This window comes from Peribacillus phoenicis, from assembly GCF_047238085.1.
In the GTDB taxonomy this organism is placed as follows: domain Bacteria; phylum Bacillota; class Bacilli; order Bacillales; family DSM-1321; genus Peribacillus.
This window is the reverse complement of the sequence record NZ_JBDFMF010000001.1, coordinates 3,653,418-3,673,725: the sequence shown is the minus strand read 5'-3', so window position 1 is coordinate 3,673,725 and position 20,308 is coordinate 3,653,418. Positions and strand designations below refer to the sequence as shown.

Annotated in this window: 22 protein-coding genes; 18 read left to right on the top strand and 4 right to left on the bottom strand. The window is 43.0% G+C overall.

Annotated elements, in window-relative coordinates; translation table 11 throughout:
• Positions 1 to 28 precede the first annotated feature (28 nt).
• The 8 genes from ABC374_RS18010 to tpx all read left to right on the top strand — a co-directional run bounded on the left by ABC374_RS18010 (position 29) and on the right by tpx (position 7,105).
• The gene (locus tag ABC374_RS18010; protein ID WP_350299712.1) at positions 29 to 1,003 is read left to right on the top strand and encodes a 2-keto-3-deoxygluconate permease; all 975 of its coding nucleotides are present in this window, start codon (positions 29 to 31) and stop codon (positions 1,001 to 1,003) included.
• A gap of 27 nt (positions 1,004 to 1,030) precedes the next feature.
• Positions 1,031 to 2,323: a four-carbon acid sugar kinase family protein gene (locus ABC374_RS18005; protein WP_413019262.1), complete on the top strand. Its 1,293-nt coding sequence runs from the start codon at positions 1,031 to 1,033 to the stop codon at positions 2,321 to 2,323.
• On the top strand, positions 2,323 to 3,318 hold the full coding sequence (pdxA, locus tag ABC374_RS18000) for a 4-hydroxythreonine-4-phosphate dehydrogenase PdxA (protein ID WP_350299710.1): 996 nt from the start codon (positions 2,323 to 2,325) through the stop codon (positions 3,316 to 3,318). Before ABC374_RS18005 ends, pdxA begins: the two co-directional genes overlap by 1 nt.
• A 275-nt stretch (positions 3,319 to 3,593) precedes the next feature.
• Positions 3,594 to 4,595, top strand: coding sequence for a signal peptide peptidase SppA (gene sppA / locus ABC374_RS17995; RefSeq protein WP_413019260.1), 1,002 nt, complete (start codon positions 3,594 to 3,596; stop codon positions 4,593 to 4,595).
• A 12-nt stretch (positions 4,596 to 4,607) separates the two neighbouring features.
• A complete protein-coding gene (locus ABC374_RS17990) occupies positions 4,608 to 5,147 on the top strand; it encodes an RDD family protein (RefSeq protein WP_350299708.1) in 540 nt (179 codons plus the stop codon).
• Positions 5,148 to 5,246: 99 nt separating this feature from the next.
• Positions 5,247 to 5,939, top strand: a complete 693-nt coding sequence (locus ABC374_RS17985; RefSeq protein ID WP_413019258.1) for a DUF2953 domain-containing protein — start codon at positions 5,247 to 5,249, stop codon at positions 5,937 to 5,939.
• A 16-nt stretch (positions 5,940 to 5,955) separates the two neighbouring features.
• Positions 5,956 to 6,438, top strand: a complete 483-nt coding sequence (ytfJ, locus tag ABC374_RS17980) for a GerW family sporulation protein (RefSeq protein WP_413019256.1) — start codon at positions 5,956 to 5,958, stop codon at positions 6,436 to 6,438.
• A gap of 166 nt (positions 6,439 to 6,604) precedes the next feature.
• Positions 6,605 to 7,105: a thiol peroxidase gene (gene tpx, locus ABC374_RS17975; protein ID WP_101222931.1), complete on the top strand. Its 501-nt coding sequence runs from the start codon at positions 6,605 to 6,607 to the stop codon at positions 7,103 to 7,105.
• A gap of 206 nt (positions 7,106 to 7,311) precedes the next feature.
• Here the strand turns inward: tpx and ABC374_RS17970 are convergent, their stop codons facing one another.
• On the bottom strand, positions 7,312 to 7,623 hold the full coding sequence (locus ABC374_RS17970; RefSeq protein WP_350299705.1) for a hypothetical protein: 312 nt from the start codon (positions 7,621 to 7,623) through the stop codon (positions 7,312 to 7,314).
• A 458-nt stretch (positions 7,624 to 8,081) separates the two neighbouring features.
• Here ABC374_RS17970 and ABC374_RS17965 point away from each other — a divergent pair, with 458 nt between their 5' ends.
• The 4 genes from ABC374_RS17965 to ABC374_RS17950 all read left to right on the top strand — a co-directional run bounded on the left by ABC374_RS17965 (position 8,082) and on the right by ABC374_RS17950 (position 12,015).
• Positions 8,082 to 9,068 carry a class I SAM-dependent methyltransferase gene (locus ABC374_RS17965; protein ID WP_137018157.1) on the top strand — a complete coding sequence of 329 codons (987 nt, stop codon included), beginning with the start codon at positions 8,082 to 8,084 and terminating at the stop codon, positions 9,066 to 9,068.
• A gap of 177 nt (positions 9,069 to 9,245) precedes the next feature.
• A complete protein-coding gene (locus ABC374_RS17960; protein WP_413019253.1) occupies positions 9,246 to 10,451 on the top strand; it encodes an acetate kinase in 1,206 nt (401 codons plus the stop codon).
• A gap of 212 nt (positions 10,452 to 10,663) precedes the next feature.
• Positions 10,664 to 11,506, top strand: coding sequence for an EcsC family protein (locus ABC374_RS17955; RefSeq protein WP_350299703.1), 843 nt, complete (start codon positions 10,664 to 10,666; stop codon positions 11,504 to 11,506).
• A complete protein-coding gene (locus tag ABC374_RS17950; protein WP_413019250.1) occupies positions 11,503 to 12,015 on the top strand; it encodes a MogA/MoaB family molybdenum cofactor biosynthesis protein in 513 nt (170 codons plus the stop codon). Before ABC374_RS17955 ends, ABC374_RS17950 begins: the two co-directional genes overlap by 4 nt.
• A gap of 58 nt (positions 12,016 to 12,073) precedes the next feature.
• Here the strand turns inward: ABC374_RS17950 and ABC374_RS17945 are convergent, their stop codons facing one another.
• The gene (locus ABC374_RS17945) at positions 12,074 to 12,388 is read right to left on the bottom strand and encodes a hypothetical protein (protein WP_101222925.1); all 315 of its coding nucleotides are present in this window, start codon (positions 12,386 to 12,388) and stop codon (positions 12,074 to 12,076) included.
• Between the two features lie 212 nt (positions 12,389 to 12,600).
• Between ABC374_RS17945 and ABC374_RS17940 the strand changes: the two genes are divergently transcribed.
• Together ABC374_RS17940 and argH are read left to right on the top strand one after the other, a co-directional pair.
• A complete protein-coding gene (locus tag ABC374_RS17940) occupies positions 12,601 to 13,806 on the top strand; it encodes an argininosuccinate synthase (RefSeq protein WP_048681084.1) in 1,206 nt (401 codons plus the stop codon).
• Positions 13,803 to 15,182 (top strand): argininosuccinate lyase, encoded by a 1,380-nt coding sequence (gene argH / locus ABC374_RS17935; RefSeq protein ID WP_350299700.1) that lies wholly within the window; start codon positions 13,803 to 13,805, stop codon positions 15,180 to 15,182. The genes ABC374_RS17940 and argH overlap by 4 nt, the downstream gene beginning before the upstream one ends.
• A gap of 57 nt (positions 15,183 to 15,239) precedes the next feature.
• Here argH and ABC374_RS17930 read toward each other — a convergent pair whose 3' ends face one another.
• Positions 15,240 to 15,674 (bottom strand): universal stress protein, encoded by a 435-nt coding sequence (locus ABC374_RS17930; protein WP_214791049.1) that lies wholly within the window; start codon positions 15,672 to 15,674, stop codon positions 15,240 to 15,242.
• A 252-nt stretch (positions 15,675 to 15,926) separates the two neighbouring features.
• On the opposite strand from ABC374_RS17930, the gene ABC374_RS17925 reads away from it, so the two are divergent.
• A complete protein-coding gene (locus ABC374_RS17925; RefSeq protein WP_350299699.1) occupies positions 15,927 to 16,496 on the top strand; it encodes a hypothetical protein in 570 nt (189 codons plus the stop codon).
• Positions 16,497 to 16,577: 81 nt separating this feature from the next.
• On the opposite strand, the gene ABC374_RS17920 is transcribed toward ABC374_RS17925, so the two are convergent.
• Positions 16,578 to 17,675, bottom strand: a complete 1,098-nt coding sequence (locus ABC374_RS17920) for a M24 family metallopeptidase (protein ID WP_413019247.1) — start codon at positions 17,673 to 17,675, stop codon at positions 16,578 to 16,580.
• A gap of 120 nt (positions 17,676 to 17,795) precedes the next feature.
• On the opposite strand from ABC374_RS17920, the gene ABC374_RS17915 reads away from it, so the two are divergent.
• The 3 genes from ABC374_RS17915 to ABC374_RS17905 all read left to right on the top strand — a co-directional run bounded on the left by ABC374_RS17915 (position 17,796) and on the right by ABC374_RS17905 (position 20,289).
• Positions 17,796 to 18,476 (top strand): metal-dependent hydrolase, encoded by a 681-nt coding sequence (locus tag ABC374_RS17915; protein WP_413019245.1) that lies wholly within the window; start codon positions 17,796 to 17,798, stop codon positions 18,474 to 18,476.
• A gap of 197 nt (positions 18,477 to 18,673) precedes the next feature.
• On the top strand, positions 18,674 to 18,898 hold the full coding sequence (locus tag ABC374_RS17910; RefSeq protein WP_413019243.1) for a hypothetical protein: 225 nt from the start codon (positions 18,674 to 18,676) through the stop codon (positions 18,896 to 18,898).
• A gap of 71 nt (positions 18,899 to 18,969) precedes the next feature.
• Positions 18,970 to 20,289, top strand: coding sequence for a DRTGG domain-containing protein (locus tag ABC374_RS17905; RefSeq protein ID WP_137018167.1), 1,320 nt, complete (start codon positions 18,970 to 18,972; stop codon positions 20,287 to 20,289).
• Positions 20,290 to 20,308: the final 19 nt, after the last annotated feature.

Sequence of the window (20,308 nt, the reverse complement as noted above, 5' to 3'; positions counted from 1 at the left end):
TTAATAATAAAACAAAGGGGTTTTTATTATGAGAATTAAAGCAACGCTTGATCGTATCCCAGGGGGGATGATGGTTGTTCCGCTATTGCTGGCAGCCACTATCAATACATTATTTCCTAGTCTATTAAGGATTGGCGGTTTTACGGAAGCACTCTTCGTGAACAGTTCAAGTGCTTTGATAGCATTATTCCTCTTAATTGCCGGAACGCAAATCAATCTTCGTACAGCAGGCACTTCGGTGAAAAAGGGCGTTATACTTTTAACATATAAGTGGGTGTTAGGAGCACTGGTCGGCCTACTTGGGTTCTGGCTGGCAGATAGTAACGGATTGTTTTTAGGGATGGCACCATTGGCAATTATTGCAGCCATGACAAATTCCAATGGCGGGCTTTATATTGCATTAGCCGGTCAGTATGGGAAAGAAGAAGACAAGGCTGCCTATCCATTTCTCGCTTTAAGTGACGGTCCATTCTTAACAATGGTAGCGCTTGCTATTTTCGGGACAATGGGCTTCGCTGATGGCATGTTCTCTCCAACTTCGTTCATAGCCGTATTGCTTCCACTGCTAGTCGGGGTGGTATTAGGGAATTTGGATTCCGAGATGAAAGATTTCCTTTCTAAAGGAAGCGATAAGCTTGTTCCATTCTTTGCTTTTTCATTAGGTATGGGGATTAATTTCACAGCGATAATCCAAGGTGGATTAAGTGGAGTATTACTTGGCGTGATTACAGTTCTCCTAACTGGTGGAGGAGGGTATCTGATCTTTAAATGGATAGGATGGAACCCGATTGTCGGTGCTTCTGAAGGCTCCACTGCGGGTAACGCCGTCGGGACTCCGGTGGCTATCGTGGCAGCGAATGCTTCATTCGGGATCCATGCGGAGCTTGCTACTGTACAAATTGCAGCAAGTGTTGTAACAACAGCTATCCTTCTCCCGATATTCATCGGCTTCCTATCCAAGCATTTGGATAAGAAGGGTGGAGTGGCTAAATACAATAATTAGGCTAGCCCATGTTTTGGAGGGATTTAAATGAAATTAGCGATTATTGCGGATGATTTAACAGGCGCCAATGATAGCGGAGTCCAATTGGCTCGACATGGTCTTAAAACGACCGTACTATTTGGATTGGATGAAGAAAATGTACGGGATTATGATGCCGTCGTATTTGATACAGACAGCCGCTCACTTGAGAGGCAAGATGCTTACGATAAAGTCAAGGCAGCGGCAGGTTTTTTAAAGCGGGCTGGCTTCTCAACGATATTCAAAAAGCTGGATTCGACAATGCGCGGTAATATCGGTGCTGAAATCGATGCCATCTATGATGCTATAAGGCCGGATTTAGTCATGATCGCTCCGGGTTATCCTAAAAATGGAAGGTTAATTCTGGATTCTACCCACTATTTAAATGGTATTCCTCTTGGAGAAACAGAGATTTCCAAGGACCCAAAAACGCCTGTGACCCAATCGTATCTGCCAGAGTTGATTGGCGCCCAGACATCACATAAAATTGGTACAATTACAGTGGGAGATTTGGACAAAGGCAAAAACCATGTGAACAGTAAGTTATTAGGGTTTGCTAAGGATTCGATAACGTATATCATCATCGATGCAACCGAAGAGCAGCATTTGAACGACATATTGAATTATACAAAGGAAATGAATCTTGAAGTGGCCTGGGCGGGATCGGCAGGGATCGCCAATTACCTGCCTGACCATTATTCCATTCCACACAAGGAAAATCGATTGAAGATCCCTAATTCAAGCTCGCCGGTCCTTACAGTGATCGGAAGTGTAAATAAGAATTCACGGAAACAGTTGAAAAAAATGCTGGAACAGACCCAGGTACATGCCATATCATTCGAGTCCCATAAAGCTGTAGGGGACGACCGGGAAAGAACTGAGGAAATCAGGAGAGTCTATCATGAGGCCATCCAAATGGCAGCACAAGGGCAGGATGTCGTCATTTATTCCACTGCAGAAAAAGCGGATATTGAAATGGCTTGGAAAACAGGCGAATCTAAAGGCCTTACTCATACACAGGTCAGTAACGAGATTGTGAAAGCGATTGGAACAGTATGTTCTGTCCTGTTAGAGAAACAATATTTTAAAGGTGTGACAATGACCGGCGGCGATACGGCCAAGCAAATATGCAATCTATGGGATGTAAAAGGTTTCGAATTGCTGGATGAACTGGAAATAGGAGTCCCAATCTCCAAATTCCTAGGTAATGACGATATTTATGTCGTCACGAAAGCTGGAGGATTTGGTTCAGAGGACGTATTTATTCATGCGATGAATAAGTTGAAGGGGGAGAACGATTGATGAGACCCATTATCGGAATTACGATGGGAGATGCGGCGGGAATTGGCCCGGAAATTATCGTAAAAGCACTGGCTCACGTTGAGGTGTATCAACAGTGCAGGCCGCTAATTATCGGAGATGCGAAAATAATAGAAAAGGTTAAGCCTATAGTAGGCTTTGAGGGAGCGGTTCATGCCATAAAAGATCCTACAGAGGCGAAATATGAGTTCGGTTCGATAGATGTTCTGGATCTGGACATCCTGCCTTTGGACCTTCCATTTGGAGAAGTTTCTGCTTTAGCGGGAGACGGCGCCTTTCAATACTTGGCAAAGGCCATCGACCTGGCAAAGGAGAAGAAGATTCATTCAATCTGTACAGCCCCACTGAATAAAGAAGCGCTCCACAAAGGCGGTCATATGTATCCGGGTCATACAGAGATTCTTGCTGACCTTACTGATACAAATGACTTTTCGATGATGCTGACCACTCCCAATTTAAAGGTCATCCATTTGACGACTCATATGGGGCTGATTGAAGCTATCGAAAGCATTAATCCTGAGCGGACGTACAAAGTAATTAAACTTGCACATGAAACGCTGACAAAGGCGGGCTTCCAAAACCCAAGCATTGCCGTTTGTGGAATAAACCCACATGCAGGGGAAAATGGCTTATTTGGAAATGGTGAAGAAGAAGAGAAGTTAATGCCTGGAATAGAAAGGGCACAGGCTGAAGGAATCAATGTAAGCGGACCGCTTCCTGCAGATACATTGTTCTACCGGGCTGGGCGTGGAGATTTTGATATTGTCATTGCCTGTTATCATGATCAGGGACATGCCCCAATCAAGGTTATGGGGATTGAGGCTGGGGTCAATATTACCGTAGGGCTCAAGGGCGGAATTGTCCGAACTTCCGTAGATCATGGCACAGCTTTTGATATCGCTGGAAAGAACATCGCTGATGAAAAAAGCATGCTTGCGGCCATTCAGTCAGCAATTGAATTAGCTCCAAAGCAATAAATAGAGAAGCTGTCGGGATGATCCCGGCAGCTTTTTAGTTGAGCTGATTTTCCGTTTACGGCATTTACTGCTCCGCTCAAAAATTGAAACTTGGTAAAACTAATATATTAATGAAGATTGAAAAATAAATGGAGATTGTGCAAAATGCACCAATATATTTCCAATTGGAGGATTATTTGCTACAATTTTATATGTCTTGGTTTATCATGGAATGAAACATTTTCGTCTTTAGTTCGTATGGTAAGAAGGATACATATATTTAAGGGGGAAAACAGATGAATGGAAAGCGTTGGGCGGCACTTGGAATTGCAGCCATTTTATTTTTTGTTTCTATTGTTGTAGGCACGGCTACGACTATATTTACAGCGGATACGGAAAATATCATTGATGATTTATTTGCTTCTGAAAGTGCATTTTACGAGGAAGTCATAGAAGGCGATGATTTCTCTAATGTAATTGCCGTATTCGATGTAGAGGGCACGATTCAAGATACAGGAGAAGCCTCATTACTTAGTTCGGCAACATATAATCACCGTGCCTTCATGGATAAGCTGAAGATGGCTGAGGAAAATGATGATATCAAAGGAATCATCCTTCGGGTGAATTCTCCAGGCGGCGGTGTCGTCGAAAGTGCAGAGATATATGAAAAGATCCTTGATATCAAGAAAGTGAAAAAACCTGTTTATGTATCAATGGGGTCTATGGCGGCTTCAGGAGGATATTATATTTCTGCACCAGCCGATAAGATTTATGCTAGTCCGGAAACGATGACGGGTTCACTTGGTGTCATCATGCAGGGGTATAATTACGAGAAGTTGGCCAAGAAGTATGGTGTTGAGTTCCAAACCATCAAAAGCGGACCACACAAAGATATTATGAGTCCGACCCGGGAAATGACTGGTGAAGAACGTGAAATACTCCAAGACATGATCGATAATTCTTATGACCAATTTGTAAAAATCATTGCAGACGGACGCGGTATGTCAGAGAAGGAAGTAAGGGAAATCGCCGATGGCCGCATTTATGATGGACGTCAGGCTAAAGAAAACCATCTAATCGATGATTTCGGCCATTTGGATGATGTAATTGCCGCGATGAAAACGGATATCGGTGAAAAGGATGCTCAAGTTATCCGTTATACAGATGAGGCAGGATTCGGTTCATTATTCAGTATGGGTGCTCAAAAAATGTTGGGAAATGATGTGGAAACGGCAGTCTTGACAAAAATCCTTTCCTCTTCAAATTCTCCACGCTTAATGTATTTGTATGCGGAATAGGGGGGCTGAAGGATGACGGAAAGAAATGAAAATAATGAACAAATCGCTTCAACCAATCTAATGGCAGATCAAGAGATTCCCGTTCAGCAGGGATTTTCAACAGCCAGTAAGGCCGTGGATGATGATGGTGTCAAGAAAGTTCATTTTGCCGGTTTTTGGATGAGGTTTTGGGCCTATTTAGCCGATCTATTGGTTATCGGAAGTTTGAACCGGATTTTGATTCATCCCATCTTCAAGTTTTATGAAGGGACAGATGATCTCTGGTTTTCCGCAGAGGGCTTTTTAACGGGGGTCGTATTCTTCTTATACTTTGTTTTGATGACCAAATTCTTGAACCAAACTCTTGGTAAAATGATTTTTGGACTGAAAGTCGTTGCATTGAAGGAAGAGAAAAAAAACATTTCATGGGGAACGATTTTGTTCAGGGAGCTGATTGGCCGCTATATTTCAAAGGTCACTTGGATTGGCTATCTCTTGGCAGGCCTATTACCGAAGAAACAGGCTTTGCATGATGTCTTTGCAGACACGGGCGTAGTGTTGATCAGAAGATGATTTTTTCCATTCATAAATCTGTAAGAGCGTGATTTTCGCTTTTGCAGGTTTATTTTTTTTGCATATGCCGATAATGATAGGCTGAAGGGGTGTGGGTGCATGAAGTGGCTTTTGTTGATAATAGGTATCCTCATTTTGGTGCTGCTTATTGTTGTTTTCACTAAAGTAAGAGTGTCCATCGACTACAAACGTGTCCATACGAATGACCTAATACATATTAAATTATCAGCTTGGTATGGGCTTTTTCACTATACATTCAAGGTTCCGGTCATCAAACTGGAAGATGACTCGGCAACTGTAGTAGTAAACGAAGAAAAAGAAATGAACGGAAAAACAAAAAAGGAAGAAAAGAAAAAATTCACAGCCGAAGATTTGCGTGACGGATTTGCAGACATTCTGGAGATGCTTCAGCATATCATCGGATTCCATAAGATCGTCCGTCACTTCGCTGGGAAAGTCCAAGTCAAAAAATTCTCCTGGCATAGTAAGGTCGGTACTAAAAACGCTGCACACACCGGTGTCTTAACTGGAGCATGCTGGGCACTCAAAGGTTCCATCATCGGGTTGCTGACAACCTATTTCAACTTCCGGATCATGCCCTCCTATTCCATTACACCCGACTTTCAGAGATGGCAGGCAAACACGTCGATTTCCTGCATATTACAATTTAGAATCGGGCAGGCTATGGTGACTGGAATAAAACTGCTTCGTTATTGGAAAGGCGGGAAGCCGCATTTCAAGTCGAGGAAATTAGCGAAGCTATCAGGTGATTCCAATAAACAATCGTTCTAGAGTGGAGGGAATTTAAATGTCAGATCATCCGATCCAAGGTTTAATGAAAGAAGCTATGGAAAATCTGAAAGAAATGGTCGATGTGAACACGATCATCGGAGATCCGGTTGAAACTCCGGATGGAAGTGTCATTTTAACCGTATCCAAAGTGGGATTTGGTTTTGCAGCCGGTGGCAGCGAATTTGTGATGGATGGAAACCAGCAAGGACAGCAAGGTGGTTCCAAGCAGCCCTTTGGCGGCGGTAGCGGCGGCGGGGTTTCCATAACACCAATTGCCTTTTTGATTGTCGGTTCCCATGGGGTGAAAATGATCCATCTGGATGAAGGGACGCATCTTCTCGAAAAAATGATGGATTTAGCTCCTCAAGTCGTCGATAAGATCCAGTCCATGCTATCCAAGAAAGACAATAATCAAAAGCAGGGCGGTAATCAAAACCAAGGCGGCAGTCAACAAGCTGCAAAAAGGTACCAAGAACCTAAAATGGATATAGATTTCTAACTGCGACTCGGCATCCGCCGAGTTTTTATTTTTGCTGCAGTATGTCATTACACCTTCATGTCATGCACGAGCACCAATCACATTTCCCAATTCAATTAATTGCAAAATTCCGGCAAAACAAATATTATTATGCTTGTACATATAGCAGAAAAAGGAGGAATTTTTAATGGCTTCAGTTACATTTAAAAACAACCCGATCACTTTAGTGGGACCAGAACTAAAAGTTGGGGACAAAGCACCTGATTTTACAGTATTGGCTAATGACTTATCTCCGGTTACTTTAAACGACTCCAAAGGTTCTGTCCGCATTATCAGCGTGGTTCCATCCGTGGATACAGGTGTTTGTGACGCACAGACACGTAAATTTAATGAAGAAGCGGCAAAATTGGATAATGTAAAAGTACTTACGATCAGTAACGATCTTCCTTTCGCGCAAAAACGCTGGTGTGCTGCCAGCGGCTTGGACAATGTTCAAGTTCTTTCCGATCACCGTGACCTTTCATTCGGTGAAGCATATGGTGTAGTCATGCAAGAACTTCGTCTATTGGCTCGCTCTGTATTCGTAGTGAACAGCTCTGATGAAATCACATATGTAGAATATGTAAGTGAAGGCACCAGCCATCCTAATTACGAAGGTGCAATCGAAGCGGCTAAAGCGGCAAAATAAGATGCGAATTCAAAAAAACCGGGCGCAATGTGCCCGGTTTTTTGTTTTAATGTTGATTTTCTTGTTGATAAACACCTTGTCGTTGAAGTGGACAGTTCCTTTTTAGGCTCTAATATTCATTTAAGTTGTGGTTATTATTAATTTCTGAGGTCGATCGATACAGTTCGGTTCTTTTGACTAGATTCATTTATTATATGCTGGATCAGTTAAGGCTCGAAAGTCGGACCATTTTGTGGTAAAACAACCTTGCCAGACCACTCTTGCCCATTAGGTGTTCCAACTCTTATGTCAATTTCATTAGGCCACGACGGCAATTGTCTCGGTCCTGGGAAAAACCCCTGTTGTTGCCCTGCTCGAAATCCTTCTCGATATCCTTGTCGATACCCTTGTCGAAATCCTTGTCGAAACCCTTGTTGAAACCCCTGTTGTTGCCTGTTTAATTCATCTGCTGACTGAATATCATGTTGCTGATTTATCGGATTAACCTGCCCATGATAGTTTTGATATTGATTATCCATATATAATCACCACCTCATGCATGGTATTCTGTTTGGGCATTCATTGAGCCTATCCAAATAAAAAAAAATACAGGGCAACAACACTACCCGTATTTGAGTTTTTAGACAAAAGGTTTTCCATCTAATTTCAAAACAAAGTTGATTGGAACATAAGGTACGAGACTCCTGCGGGAAAAGCGTGTCTAGGGGAGACCCCGCAGGCGCAAGCCGAGGGCAGACCGCCCGCGGAAAGCGAGTGCCTGAAGTGGAAATCAACGTCCAAATTTTACACCTTGTATTTAATTTACCTTTTACTTACTCATGGTTAAAATTTTGCGCGAGAGATTCCTTATATGCGGAATTTCAAAACGGAAAACGGTACGTTAAATAATCGAAGAATGATAAGCAGGACGTACGGCTTGTATCTCTTTCTTCTTACCTTTAAAATAGGGACAGAAGCAAACAGGAGGAATTAATAAGTGAAGTCTACCCCAGTTGAACAATTATTTTATGAATTTGATGAAACAGCCCAAATATTGCAAAGTGAACTATCATGTACGTATCTGGATGCCTTAGGTGAAACGGGCGAGAATTTCTTCGAAGGGAAAGTCCTGCAGGAGGAAATCAGTGAAGTATCGAAAAAAAGGTTAGTGAAGCATTATGCAGATTTTTCACCAGAGAAATATGAAAAAGAAGCAATCCGAAAAGCGTACCAGCTTGCCATTTTAAAAGGCATGCAGCAGAGCGTTCAGCCGAATCATCATATGACTCCTGATGCAGTCGGCATGTTCGTCAGTTATTTAGTCGGTAAATTCACAAAGGATCAAAAAGAGATAGTCATGCTCGATCCAGCCATCGGAACGGGGAACTTACTATTTGCGATCTTGAATCAACTTACTGATAAAAACATCGCTTCATATGGTGTCGAGATTGACGAAACCTTGATCAGGCTTGCTTATGCAGGTGCCAACCTGCAAGAACACCCGCTGCAATTTTTTAACCAGGACAGCCTGGAGCCGCTTTTCATCGATCCTTCAGATGTTGTGGTCAGTGATTTGCCGATTGGTTATTATCCGAATGATGTACGTGCAGCTGAATATGAATTGAAGGCCGATAAGGGACATTCGTATGCACACCATTTGTTTATTGAACAAGGTGTTAAACATGCGAAGGATGGCGGACATCTATTCTTCATTGTCCCGAATAACCTGTTCGTCTCGGAGGAAGCGCCGAAACTCAATGATTTTCTGAAGAAGCATACACATATCCAAGGGATGGTGCAATTGCCGCTTTCCATGTTTAAAAGTGAAGCGGCTGCGAAAAGCATCCTGATCCTTCAAAAGAAAAAAGAGGGTATCGAAGCACCGAAGAAGGCATTGCTCGTACAGCTTCCGAAGTTGTCGGATTTCGAAGCGACCAGGTCTGTCATGCAACAGATGGACGATTGGTTTAAAGAGGAAAAATAGACAATGAAAGCTGATGCCCCGGGCATTGGCTTTCATTTTTTTATTTGAGAGTGATTATTTGCAATTATTCATTAATATTTGGTTGAATTCGCTTGTCATGATAAGATTGTTCAATATACTGCACGTTTCGTTGAGATAACATTGGAAGAACTAGCTTAGAGAAAAGGAGCAGGATGGATGTCAAAAATCATGGCTATTAATGCGGGCAGCTCTTCATTGAAGTTTCAGCTTTTTGAGATGCCTAGTGAAAAAGTAATTACAAAAGGTCTTGTTGAGAGAATCGGCTTGAAAGATTCCGCATTTACTTTAAGCTTCGAAGGCGAAAAGGTATCTGAAACGATGGATATACCAAATCATGAAGTGGCTGTAGGGCTTTTATTGGAAAAGCTGATTGACCATTGCATCATTGACTCCTTTGAAGAGATAGAAAGCGTAGGGCATCGGGTGGTGCATGGCGGTGAGGTATTCAGCGAATCGGTCTTGATTACGGAGGATGTAATAGAGGAAATCGAAAAGCTTTCCGAGTTGGCGCCCCTTCATAATCCCGCCAATATCACCGGGATCAAAGCCTTCAGGCAAGCACTGGGTGATGTGCCAGCGGTTGCGGTATTCGACACTGCCTTCCATCAAACGATGGCAGCAGGTTCCTATTTGTACAGCTTGCCTCTTGAATATTATGAAAAATACGGAATAAGGAAGTATGGGTTTCATGGTACTTCACATAAATATGTATCACAGCGGGCAGCCGTAATGATTGGTCGCCCAATTGAACAGCTTCGATTGATATCGTGCCATTTAGGGAATGGTGCAAGCATCACGGCCATAAAGGGCGGCAAATCAATTGATACATCAATGGGATTTACACCATTGGCCGGTGTTACTATGGGAACTCGTTCAGGGAACATCGACCCTGCATTGATTCCTTATATCATGGAGAAGACGGGGAAAACAGCAGATGAAGTTCTGGATGTCCTGAATAAGAAAAGCGGCATCCTGGCCCTTTCCGGTTTTTCCAGCGACCTGCGCGATATTCAAGTTGAAGCGGATAAAGGCAATGAGCGGGCTGAACTCGCACTTAAAGTATTCGCAGACCGAATTCACAAGTACATTGGCTCCTATTCAGCTAAAATGGGAGGTGTGGATGGCATCATTTTTACAGCGGGCATCGGTGAAAACAGTCAAACCATTAGGGGGCGAATCTTGGAGGGACTTGAATTCATGGGGGTATATTGGGATAAGGATCTCAATCGCACCTCGGGCAAGGAAGCGTTCATCAATGCACCCTATTCCCCTGTAAAAGTCATGGTCATCCCCACTAATGAAGAAATCATGATTGTCAGGGATACCATGAAAATAGCTTTTAGCGAGACTAGGAAAACATGACTTCCTGTTTTTTTATAATGATCCCCTTATCCCTCTGGTAAGGGGGCTTTCCCATGAAATTTCCTCCTTGAAATCCGACTCCTCATGGAGTTTATGCCCATGCAGCCAATCCCCATTAATACTGGATTCCCATCATCCATTCTCTGAAAAGCTGTCCTCTATGGTATACTTAAGGGAGAATCCACCAATTCTGTACATAGGAGGCTTGATGCATGGAATTCACGAACCGGGAAATGAAAATTTGGAATGAAATTAGTGAATGGCAGGAAAAGCTTTATCAATATGAGCCCACGGACCTTGCTGCTTTGTATGATAAATGGTTGGAGCAGGGGTTTGCCCTGCTTCCTGAAAACGTCCAACAACAGTTTTTTGAAAAGCTGGATACCTGGCTTTTTCATTTACATGCCATGGTTCAGAGCTCACAAGTTCAAATAGATGCAAGAGAGCGGATTTTAGCATCTGCGCGCGTGTTTAATGAAGATATCGAAACGCTGAGTGATTTGAATCACTTATCGATCGATCAGTTGAATTACATAGCCAATCAGCATATCGCTAAGCATCGCTTATATTCATTTGCACAGGGCGGGATGAGCGGATCAGGAGGCCTGCTTCTGCTAGGGAGCGATATTCCGGCCATGACGGTCATCAATGTCAGGATCGTACAGCTTATTGCGATGTCTTATGGTGTCGAGGTGAATACGCCGTTTGAAATGATGCTGGCCCTTAAGGTATTCAATGCAGGAGCGATGCCAAAGAGGCTCCAAGGAATAGCGTGGGAAGAATTGATCCGCGAGGTCCAGACCGCAGAAGATGACTATTTTTATTTAGGAATCGAAGAACTGACAAACCCTACCTGGATGGAACAGCCTCTGAAGCAGCTGTTGAAAGCATTATCCATTACTGTTTTTCGAAAAAAACTGGTTCGGGGCATACCGTTCATCAGCATGGCCATCGGGGCTGGATCCAATTATCAAATGACCCGGAGTGTCAGTGAATTTGCCCAGAAGTTCTATCAATATCGTTATTTACTGGAGAAGAAGGCTGATGAAGAATGAGTGTCAAGAATCATAAAAAAGCCATCACGGAGGCAGTTCGCTGCATGGTGATAACCGTCAGCGATACACGTAATGAAGAAACGGATAAAAGCGGAGCACTGATGATGGAATTGCTGAAATCGAATGGTCATGAAGTGAATGAATATGTAATCGTTAAAGATGAGCGGAAAGCGATTCAGGATGCGGTCACTTCTGGCAGCCAAATCAGCAAGGTCGATGTCATATTAACAAATGGTGGCACTGGCATCGCCAATAGGGATGTAACGATCGAGGCGGTCAAAGAGTTGATGACCAAGGAAATTCCCGGTTTTGGCGAGATTTTTCGAATGCTCAGTTATCAAGAGGATATCGGGTCTGCCGCCATTCTATCCAGGGCGATTGCCGGAGTCGTGAACAATAAAGCCGTTTTTTCCACCCCAGGCTCATCAGGGGCGGTTCGGCTTGCGATGAATAAATTGATTCTTCCGGAATTGGGACATGTCGTTGGTGAACTTCGCAAGGATTTATAAGAGGATGCAAAAAAAAGCCACAGTTTTAAACTGTGGCTTTTTTTGCATGGAATAGGCCTTAATTATGCATCTTTTCACTTACGACTTGATTGGCACGATACCATAGCCATAAATCATTGATGATGGAAGCAAGTTCCGCAATTTCGGAATTGAGCTGGCATGATTTGGCGAAATTACTTTCATCGGAGAGCCGAAACTGCTTTCGGTTAATGGTGGATTCCAGTTCCTTGATGCGGTCCGGGATGCTTCCCCGGATATTCTCCCAGTGTACGAGTATTTGCTGTTGCTCGCCTTTTGTATATTCATCCCACTCCAGATTCAAATCGGGAATTGAGATGCCAAGCCGTTCATCAAAGGTAAATAGTTCTTTCATATGCCCTCCACTTTTCGATTTATCATACTCCTAGTTTACTATATTCCCGCGGAAGCATCCAATGTGTAAATTCACTAAATTATTAGCGGATTATTTAGCAAAATCTTTAAAATACCCCTTGTATTCCTTTAATAAAGATGATAAAGTACTAATCATAGATTGAATAAAAATAACAAACGATGAATTTTTATTCACACGAAAGGACGATGGAAATGGAAAATCAAAAAGTTGTTTTAGCATATTCCGGAGGTTTGGATACTTCCGTTGCAATTAAATGGTTACAAGATCAAGGGTACGAAGTTGTGGCATGCTGCTTGGATGTCGGAGAAGGGAAAGATTTGGACTTCATTAAAGAAAAAGCGATCACTGTTGGTGCGGTAAGTTCCTATGTCATTGATGCGAAGGACGAATTCGCTGATGAATTCGCATTGACGGCTCTTCAGGCACATACTTTGTATGAAGGGAAATATCCATTGGTATCGGCTTTATCACGTCCGCTGATCGCGAAGAAATTAGTGGAAGTGGCTGAAGCGGAAAACGCGGTAGCCGTTGCACACGGTTGTACGGGAAAAGGAAATGACCAAGTGCGTTTCGAAGTATCCATCTCCGCATTGAACCCTAATTTGCAAGTTCTTGCACCTGTTCGTGACTGGAAATGGTCTCGTGAAGAGGAGATTGAATATGCAGCGAAAAATGGCATTCCCGTTCCGATTGGCATGGCGAGTCCGTTCTCGATTGACCAAAACCTTTGGGGAAGAAGTAACGAATGCGGAATCCTGGAAGATCCTTGGGCAGCTCCGCCGGAAGAGGCCTATGATTTGACTACAAGCCTTGAATGTACGCCAGATACTGCCGATATCATTGAAATTGGTTTTGAACAAGGTGTGCCGGTTACATTGAATGATAAAAACTATAAATTGGCTGACCTGATCGTCGAGTTGAATCAAATTGCCGGCAAACACGGAGTAGGGCGTATCGATCACGTTGAAAATAGATTAGTAGGAATCAAATCACGTGAAGTCTATGAAGCACCTGGTGCGATGACATTGATAGCTGCTCACAAAGAACTTGAAGATATCACGCTTGTTAAAGAACTGGCTCACTTCAAACCGGTGATCGAGAAGAAAATGACTGAATTGATTTATGAGGGACTTTGGTTCTCTCCGCTTCAAAAAGCTTTGGCTGCATTCCTGAAAGAAACACAAGTGAATGTAACGGGTACGGTCCGTGTGAAACTATTTAAAGGTCATGCGATTGTTGAAGGAAGAAAATCCGAGTACTCCTTATATGACGAAAAATTGGCTACCTATACAAAAGCAGACGAATTCGATCATGATGCAGCAGTTGGATTCATTAAATTATGGGGACTTCCAACGAAAGTGAACAGCATGGTCAATAACAAGAAGGTGACAGTGTGAGCAGCAAGCTTTGGGGAGGAAGATTCACGAAATCCGCCGAAGAATGGGTAGATGAGTTTGGAGCTTCCATTTCCTTTGACCAGGAACTTGTCCTTGAAGATATTCAAGGCAGTTTAGCTCATGTAACCATGTTAAAGCAATGCAGCATTTTACCTGAAGAAGATGCGGATCAGATCATTGCAGGTCTGAAAAGTTTACAGGAAAAGGCTGAGAAGGGTGAATTGACTTTTAAGGTTGAGATGGAAGATATCCATCTTAACCTGGAAAGTATGCTAATAAGCGAAATCGGTCCAGTTGGCGGAAAGCTTCATACAGGAAGAAGCCGTAATGACCAAGTTGCGACCGACCTTCATCTGTATATGCGGAACCAAACGAAAGTGATTCTGGAACTCATCAATGATTTGCAAATATCGATTTTGGGACAATCCAAGAAAAATGTGGAAACACTAATTCCAGGTTATACACATTTGCAGCGTGCACAGCCCATTTCATTTGCCCACCACTTAATGGCTTACTTTTGGATGCTTGAGCGTGATAAGCAGCGCTTCACCGAGAGTTTCAAAAGGATCAACATTTCTCCATTGGGTGCTGGGGCATTAGCTGGGACGACTTTCCCGATTGACCGTGCCCTCAGTGCGGAGCTATTGGGGTTTGAGGGAATTTACGAAAACAGTCTTGATGCTGTAAGTGATCGTGATTTTGCCATTGAATTCATGAGCAACAGTGCGACAATGATGATGCATTTATCCCGTTTCAGCGAAGAAATCATTCTCTGGTCAAGCCAGGAATTCCAATTCATTGAATTGGATGATGCGTTTTCTACGGGAAGCAGCATCATGCCGCAAAAGAAAAACCCTGATATGGCGGAATTGATCCGTGGTAAAACAGGACGGGTTTATGGGAACCTAACGGGGTTATTGACTGTTTTGAAAGGACTGCCGCTTGCTTATAACAAAGATATGCAAGAAGATAAAGAAGGCGTTTTTGATACGGTTAAGACCATTGTTGGTTCACTTAAAATATTTGCCGGCATGATTTCAACGATGAAAGTGAAAACGGACATAATGGAAAAAGCAACAAAAAATGACTTCTCGAATGCGACTGAATTAGCTGATTACCTGGCTTCAAAGGGGATGCCTTTCCGTGAGGCCCACGAAGTAGTCGGGAAGCTTGTATTGTTCTGTGTCCAGAATGGCTGCTATTTAGTCGACCTGAGCATTGAACAATTCAAGGAAGCTTCCGATTTGTTTGATCATGATATTTATGATGCATTAAATCCTTATGAGGCAGTTAAACGCCGTAACAGTGCGGGCGGTACAGGTTTTGCCCAAGTCCTGCTGGCGATTGAAAAAGCGGAAAAACTGGTAAGTGAATAACAGGAAAAAGCTCGTTCACCAATTTGGCGAACGAGCTTTTTATATCATTTTCTTTTATCAATTCGTACGCACGACCATTACATCACAGTTAGAATGGCGAACTATGCCTTCCGACACGCTGCCGATAAGGAAACGTTCGACTGCGTTAAGGCCCGTTGCACCGCATACAATTAAATCGATCGAATGCTTTTTCGCTAAATCCCTTGGAATTTGAACTTTAGGAGAACCATAGGCAACTTCTGTTTGGACCTTTGCAATCCCGGATGCAATGGCTTCCGTTTTATACTTGTCCAATAGCTCATTGGCAAAGGTTTCAGAGTGATCACGGATAGTCATATCATAAGCTTCGACAGTAGGGAAATTCCTTGTATCCACGATATGTGTGAGCACAAGGGTAGCGTCACTGAGTTTTGCTAAATAGATTGCCTTTTTTAGGGCCCACTCTGCTTCTTCCGAACCGTCCACTGCTACAAGAATATTTTTATAATCTATACTATTCAAGTGAATCTCCTCCTTCTATTTCATACCTATTATACTATGATTTACCTAATGGATCTGATTTCAATTGTAACAAATTAGCGAATGTTTTTGCCAATGATCTGGAAATTACCAAATGAAAAAAATGAATATAGCCTTATTATGATGAAAAGATAAGCACCAATCATTGCATAAGCGAAACGCTCACCTTATTTACCTTATTTATTCATTTATGGTAAATTTAATGTGAGAGGGGAGTTTTTTTCTTTGAGTGTTTCAAGAATAGTAAACTATGCATTATCTTTATACGTGCTTTTGTATGCTTTGATCTATTTCATTTATATTTTTTACATCAATTTTGTACATGTTTCAATCAGTTTAATGAGTATATCAGCACTGCTGCTTCCATTTGTTCTTTTACTATTTTTTCAATGGATTTCATGGAAATATACCGATCAGCATAATAAAAGGAAAATCAAAATTAGATTTATAGTCATATCAGGCCTTGGCTTTTCTCTTCTATTTTATTGTGTTTTTAGGTTAGGGGTAAATGAATATGAATCAAGGTTCACCACCGAAAGATGGTTAAATGATGATGAAGGAAGAGTGTACCTGGTAGATGACTTAATCAAAGATCATGAATTGATAGGCAAGACAAAAGAAGAAGTGTTCACGCTTTTAGGGTCTCCAACAGAAACGGAATATTTTAAAGAGAAAGATAATGTTGTTTATTATCTCGGTGCCGAGAGGGGAATCATAAGAATAGATAGTGAATGGCTGGTCATTTCGTTTGACGGCAGTGATAAAGCAATGAAGTATGATCTGCGGACCGATTAGTTGAAATGTTGAATAAATACCCCCGTCTTAAATGAAGGCGGGGGTATCCGGGTTTCGTTATATTAAATGGTTATTTCATTATCACTTTATGATTTGCAGGCTCTTCGGGAATTTGGTCAAAACCTCACAGCCTGCATCCGTGATCAATAGATCATCTTCAATCCTTACGCCTGCAACATTCGGAACATATATGCCAGGTTCGATGGTATAAACCATTCCGGATTGAAGTTTTAGGGAATTCGTTTCAGTCAAGGATGGATACTCATGGACGCTGATCCCAAGTCCGTGACCGAGCCTGTGCGGGAAGAATTCACCGTATCCCTTATTGCTGATGATGTTTCTGGCCGTCAAGTCTATCTCGGAACAGGATACACCAGGTTTACTGGCTGCAACGGCAGCTTCTTGTGCTTTAAGTACAGTTTCATATATTTCTGCCTGTTTATCATTGATATCTCCGTATGCGACCGTTCTAGTGATGTCAGAGCAGTACCCTTCATGAACGACGCCAAGGTCAAAGAGGACGAGGTCGCCGCGTTGAACCTTCGTATTCCCAGGTGTGCCATGTGGGGAAGCGCCATTTTTGCCAGTCAGGACCATGGTGGAGAAAGACATTTGGCTGACTCCTGCCTTTTTCAATTCGAATTCTATCGCTGCAAGGATTTCCATTTCCGTTTTACCTTCATGAATTTCGTTGACACCCACTTCAATCGCAAAGTCGGCAAGGCGGCATGCTTCACGGATTTTGACCATTTCATCTTCCGACTTGATCATTCGCATCCTTTGAAGTTTTTCTTCTGCGGAAACGAGCTTTGGAGCGCCGAAGTGTTGTTGGACCTTTTCATAACGCTCTACATTCATATGCTCTTTTTCAATGGCCATTTTATGAATGGATAACCCGCGATTCTCCACTGCTTGCTTAACTTTTCCCCAAGGATCTTCGATGTCGGTGTATCCAATGATATCTCCATCCCATCCAGCCTGTTTAGCATCCGGAACTTCCATCTGCGGGCAGACAAGGAATGGTTCGGCATTTGCAAAAATGGCAAGTGCCAGCAGTCTTTCATGAGGATCACTAAAAAACCCGCTTAAATAGAAGATGCTCTCTGTAGATGTAAGTAAAGCGGCTTCAGCCTCATTCGCCTGTAGCCAATTTTGTAGTTCTGTCAAACGTTCATTCATGACGATACCTCCATTAATAAGATATAATTACCATAGCAATATTTAAAAGTATAGTAAATGGGAAAGGCCTAAGAAAGCTACCTAAAAAAAATTAGTGGGTATGGGAAGGGAGCAGCAAAAATGAAAGTATCTTTTCATGGACATGCAGTTGTAAAAGTTGAAACGAATGGTAAAACGATTTTAATCGATCCATTCATTACTGGAAACGAATTGACCGATTTGAAAGTAGAAGATGTGAAACCGGATGTGATCATCTTAACACATGGCCATAATGACCATGTCGGTGATACGGTTGAATTGGCCAAAAGGGATGATGCACTTGTCATCGGCATTGCAGAGATTGCCGACTACCTGGGTGCTCAAGGAGTCAGGACCCACGGGATGAGCATCGGAGGAGCTTTCGAGTTCGACTTTGGAAAAGTGAAACTGACGCCAGCATTCCATGGAACGGGATTCAATAACGGAGATGGGCAAATCATTTATTTAGGAATGCCTGCTGGCGTATTGCTTACGATAGAAGGGAAAACGATCTATCATGCAGGGGATACAGCGGTATTTTCCGATATGAAATTGATCGGGGAGCGACATCCGATTGACTTGGCATTCTTGCCAATCGGCGACAATTACACCATGGGCCCGGAAGATGCAGCACTTGCAGCGAAATTCCTACAAGCCAAACAAGTCGTGCCGATTCATTACAATACTTTCCCTGTCATCAAACAGGATCCTGAAAAATTCATGGACTTGCTTGAAGAGGGAAATGGACTGATCATGGAAGCCGGGGATGAAATAGACTTTTAAAAGAAGCGGGAGCCTTTAGAGCTTCCGTTTTTTATGTGTATCGTGTGGGTTGACCGGCTGAAATGACGGGTCTTCCCAGCAGCATTTCCTTTCACGCAGGTTATTACAGCAATCGGAAAGTAAAGTCTCGTTTTGCAGCCAAGTCTTTTTTCCTTTCAAAGGCATAAAATGAATAGATGAAAAAAAGGGGGGGTTGGATGAAACAGAGGTTATTACTGTGTTTGCTTCTATGCGGTGTGATGCTGTATTATGCAGTACCGCGTTTGTCGTTGGAAAGTGGAGGTCTGGAGGCGCTGTTTGCTGGATCCTGGCTGTTGTTTGCATTGTTGGCGGTAGCTGGAAACTTGACGGGCATACTATATTCTCCTAAAAAACAAAAGGTAAGACGACAGCCGGAATACAAAAGGTTGCGCCAATACTAGTAGTTGTTTGATAAACTAGGCTCTTTGACCTTATAATGGAGAATAGGAATACCGTGAAAAGGGTGAAGCGCTTGGCTACAAAGCATGAACAAATATTGAAACATATCGATGGGCTCCCTGTCGGCGAAAAGATTTCCGTCCGTCAAATAGCGAAAGCATTGAATGTTAGTGAAGGTACGGCATACCGGGCAATTAAAGAGGCGGAGAACCAGGGCTACGTGAGCTCGATTGAGCGGGTAGGCACGATCCGCATTGAGAAAAAGAAAAAAGAGAATATTGAAAAGCTCACTTTCGCAGAGGTAGTCAATATTGTTGACGGACAAGTTCTGGGCGGGAAAACGGGACTTCATAAGACATTAAATAAATTCGTCATCGGGGCGATGAAGCTGGATGCCATGATGAGATATACGGGTGCAGGAAACCTGCTGATCGTCGGGAACCGTACACAGGCCCACGAGCACGCGTTAAAAGCGGGTGCAGCAGTGCTGATCACCGGGGGATTCGATACGGAAGAGCCCGTTAAAAGGTTAGCCGATGAATTGGAGATGCCAGTCATCTCAACAAGTTACGATACGTTTACCGTCGCAACGATGATCAATCGGGCAATCTATGACCAATTAATCAAAAAGGAAATCTTGCTGGTGGAGGATATTTTGACACCCGTACAGGAAACGACCTTTTTAACGGTGGGTGACCGGGTTCAGACTTGGCATGAACTGAATCAGGAATCCGGGCATAGCCGTTTCCCTGTTGTCGATGACAATATGAAGGTTCAAGGAATGGTCACATCAAAAGATATCATCGGACAGGAAGAGCTGACGCTCATTGATAAGGTGATGACGAAAAACCCGATGACCGTAGGCGATAAAATGAGTGTGGCATCTTCTGCACATATGATGGTTTGGGAAGGGATTGAGTTAATCCCGGTCGTGAATGACAGTCATATCCTCAAGGGTATCGTGAGCAGGCAGGATGTCCTGAAGGCACTGCAAATGAGCCAAAGGCAGCCTCAGGTCGGCGAAACGATCGACGATACAATCACAAGCCAGCTTGTGATGACTTCGAATCGGGGCAAGGGCGAGGAAGTGTATAACTATGGAGTCACTCCGCAGATGACCAATTACCTTGGGACCATTTCAAGCGGTGTGTTCACGACATTGGTCACCGACTCAGCAAATCGTGCACTTCGAAGCTATAAGCGCGGTGACTTGGTCGTGGAAAACATGACGATCTATTTCATCAAGCCAGTCCAGATCGACAGTACGCTTGAAATCCATCCGCGTGTCCTCGATGTAGGACGTAAATTCGGAAAAGTGGATGTTGAAGTGTTTAACCAAGGCAAACTAGTTGGCAAGGCGATGTTGACTTGCCAATTGCTCGACCGATCATAAAAATAAAAAGGATAATCGA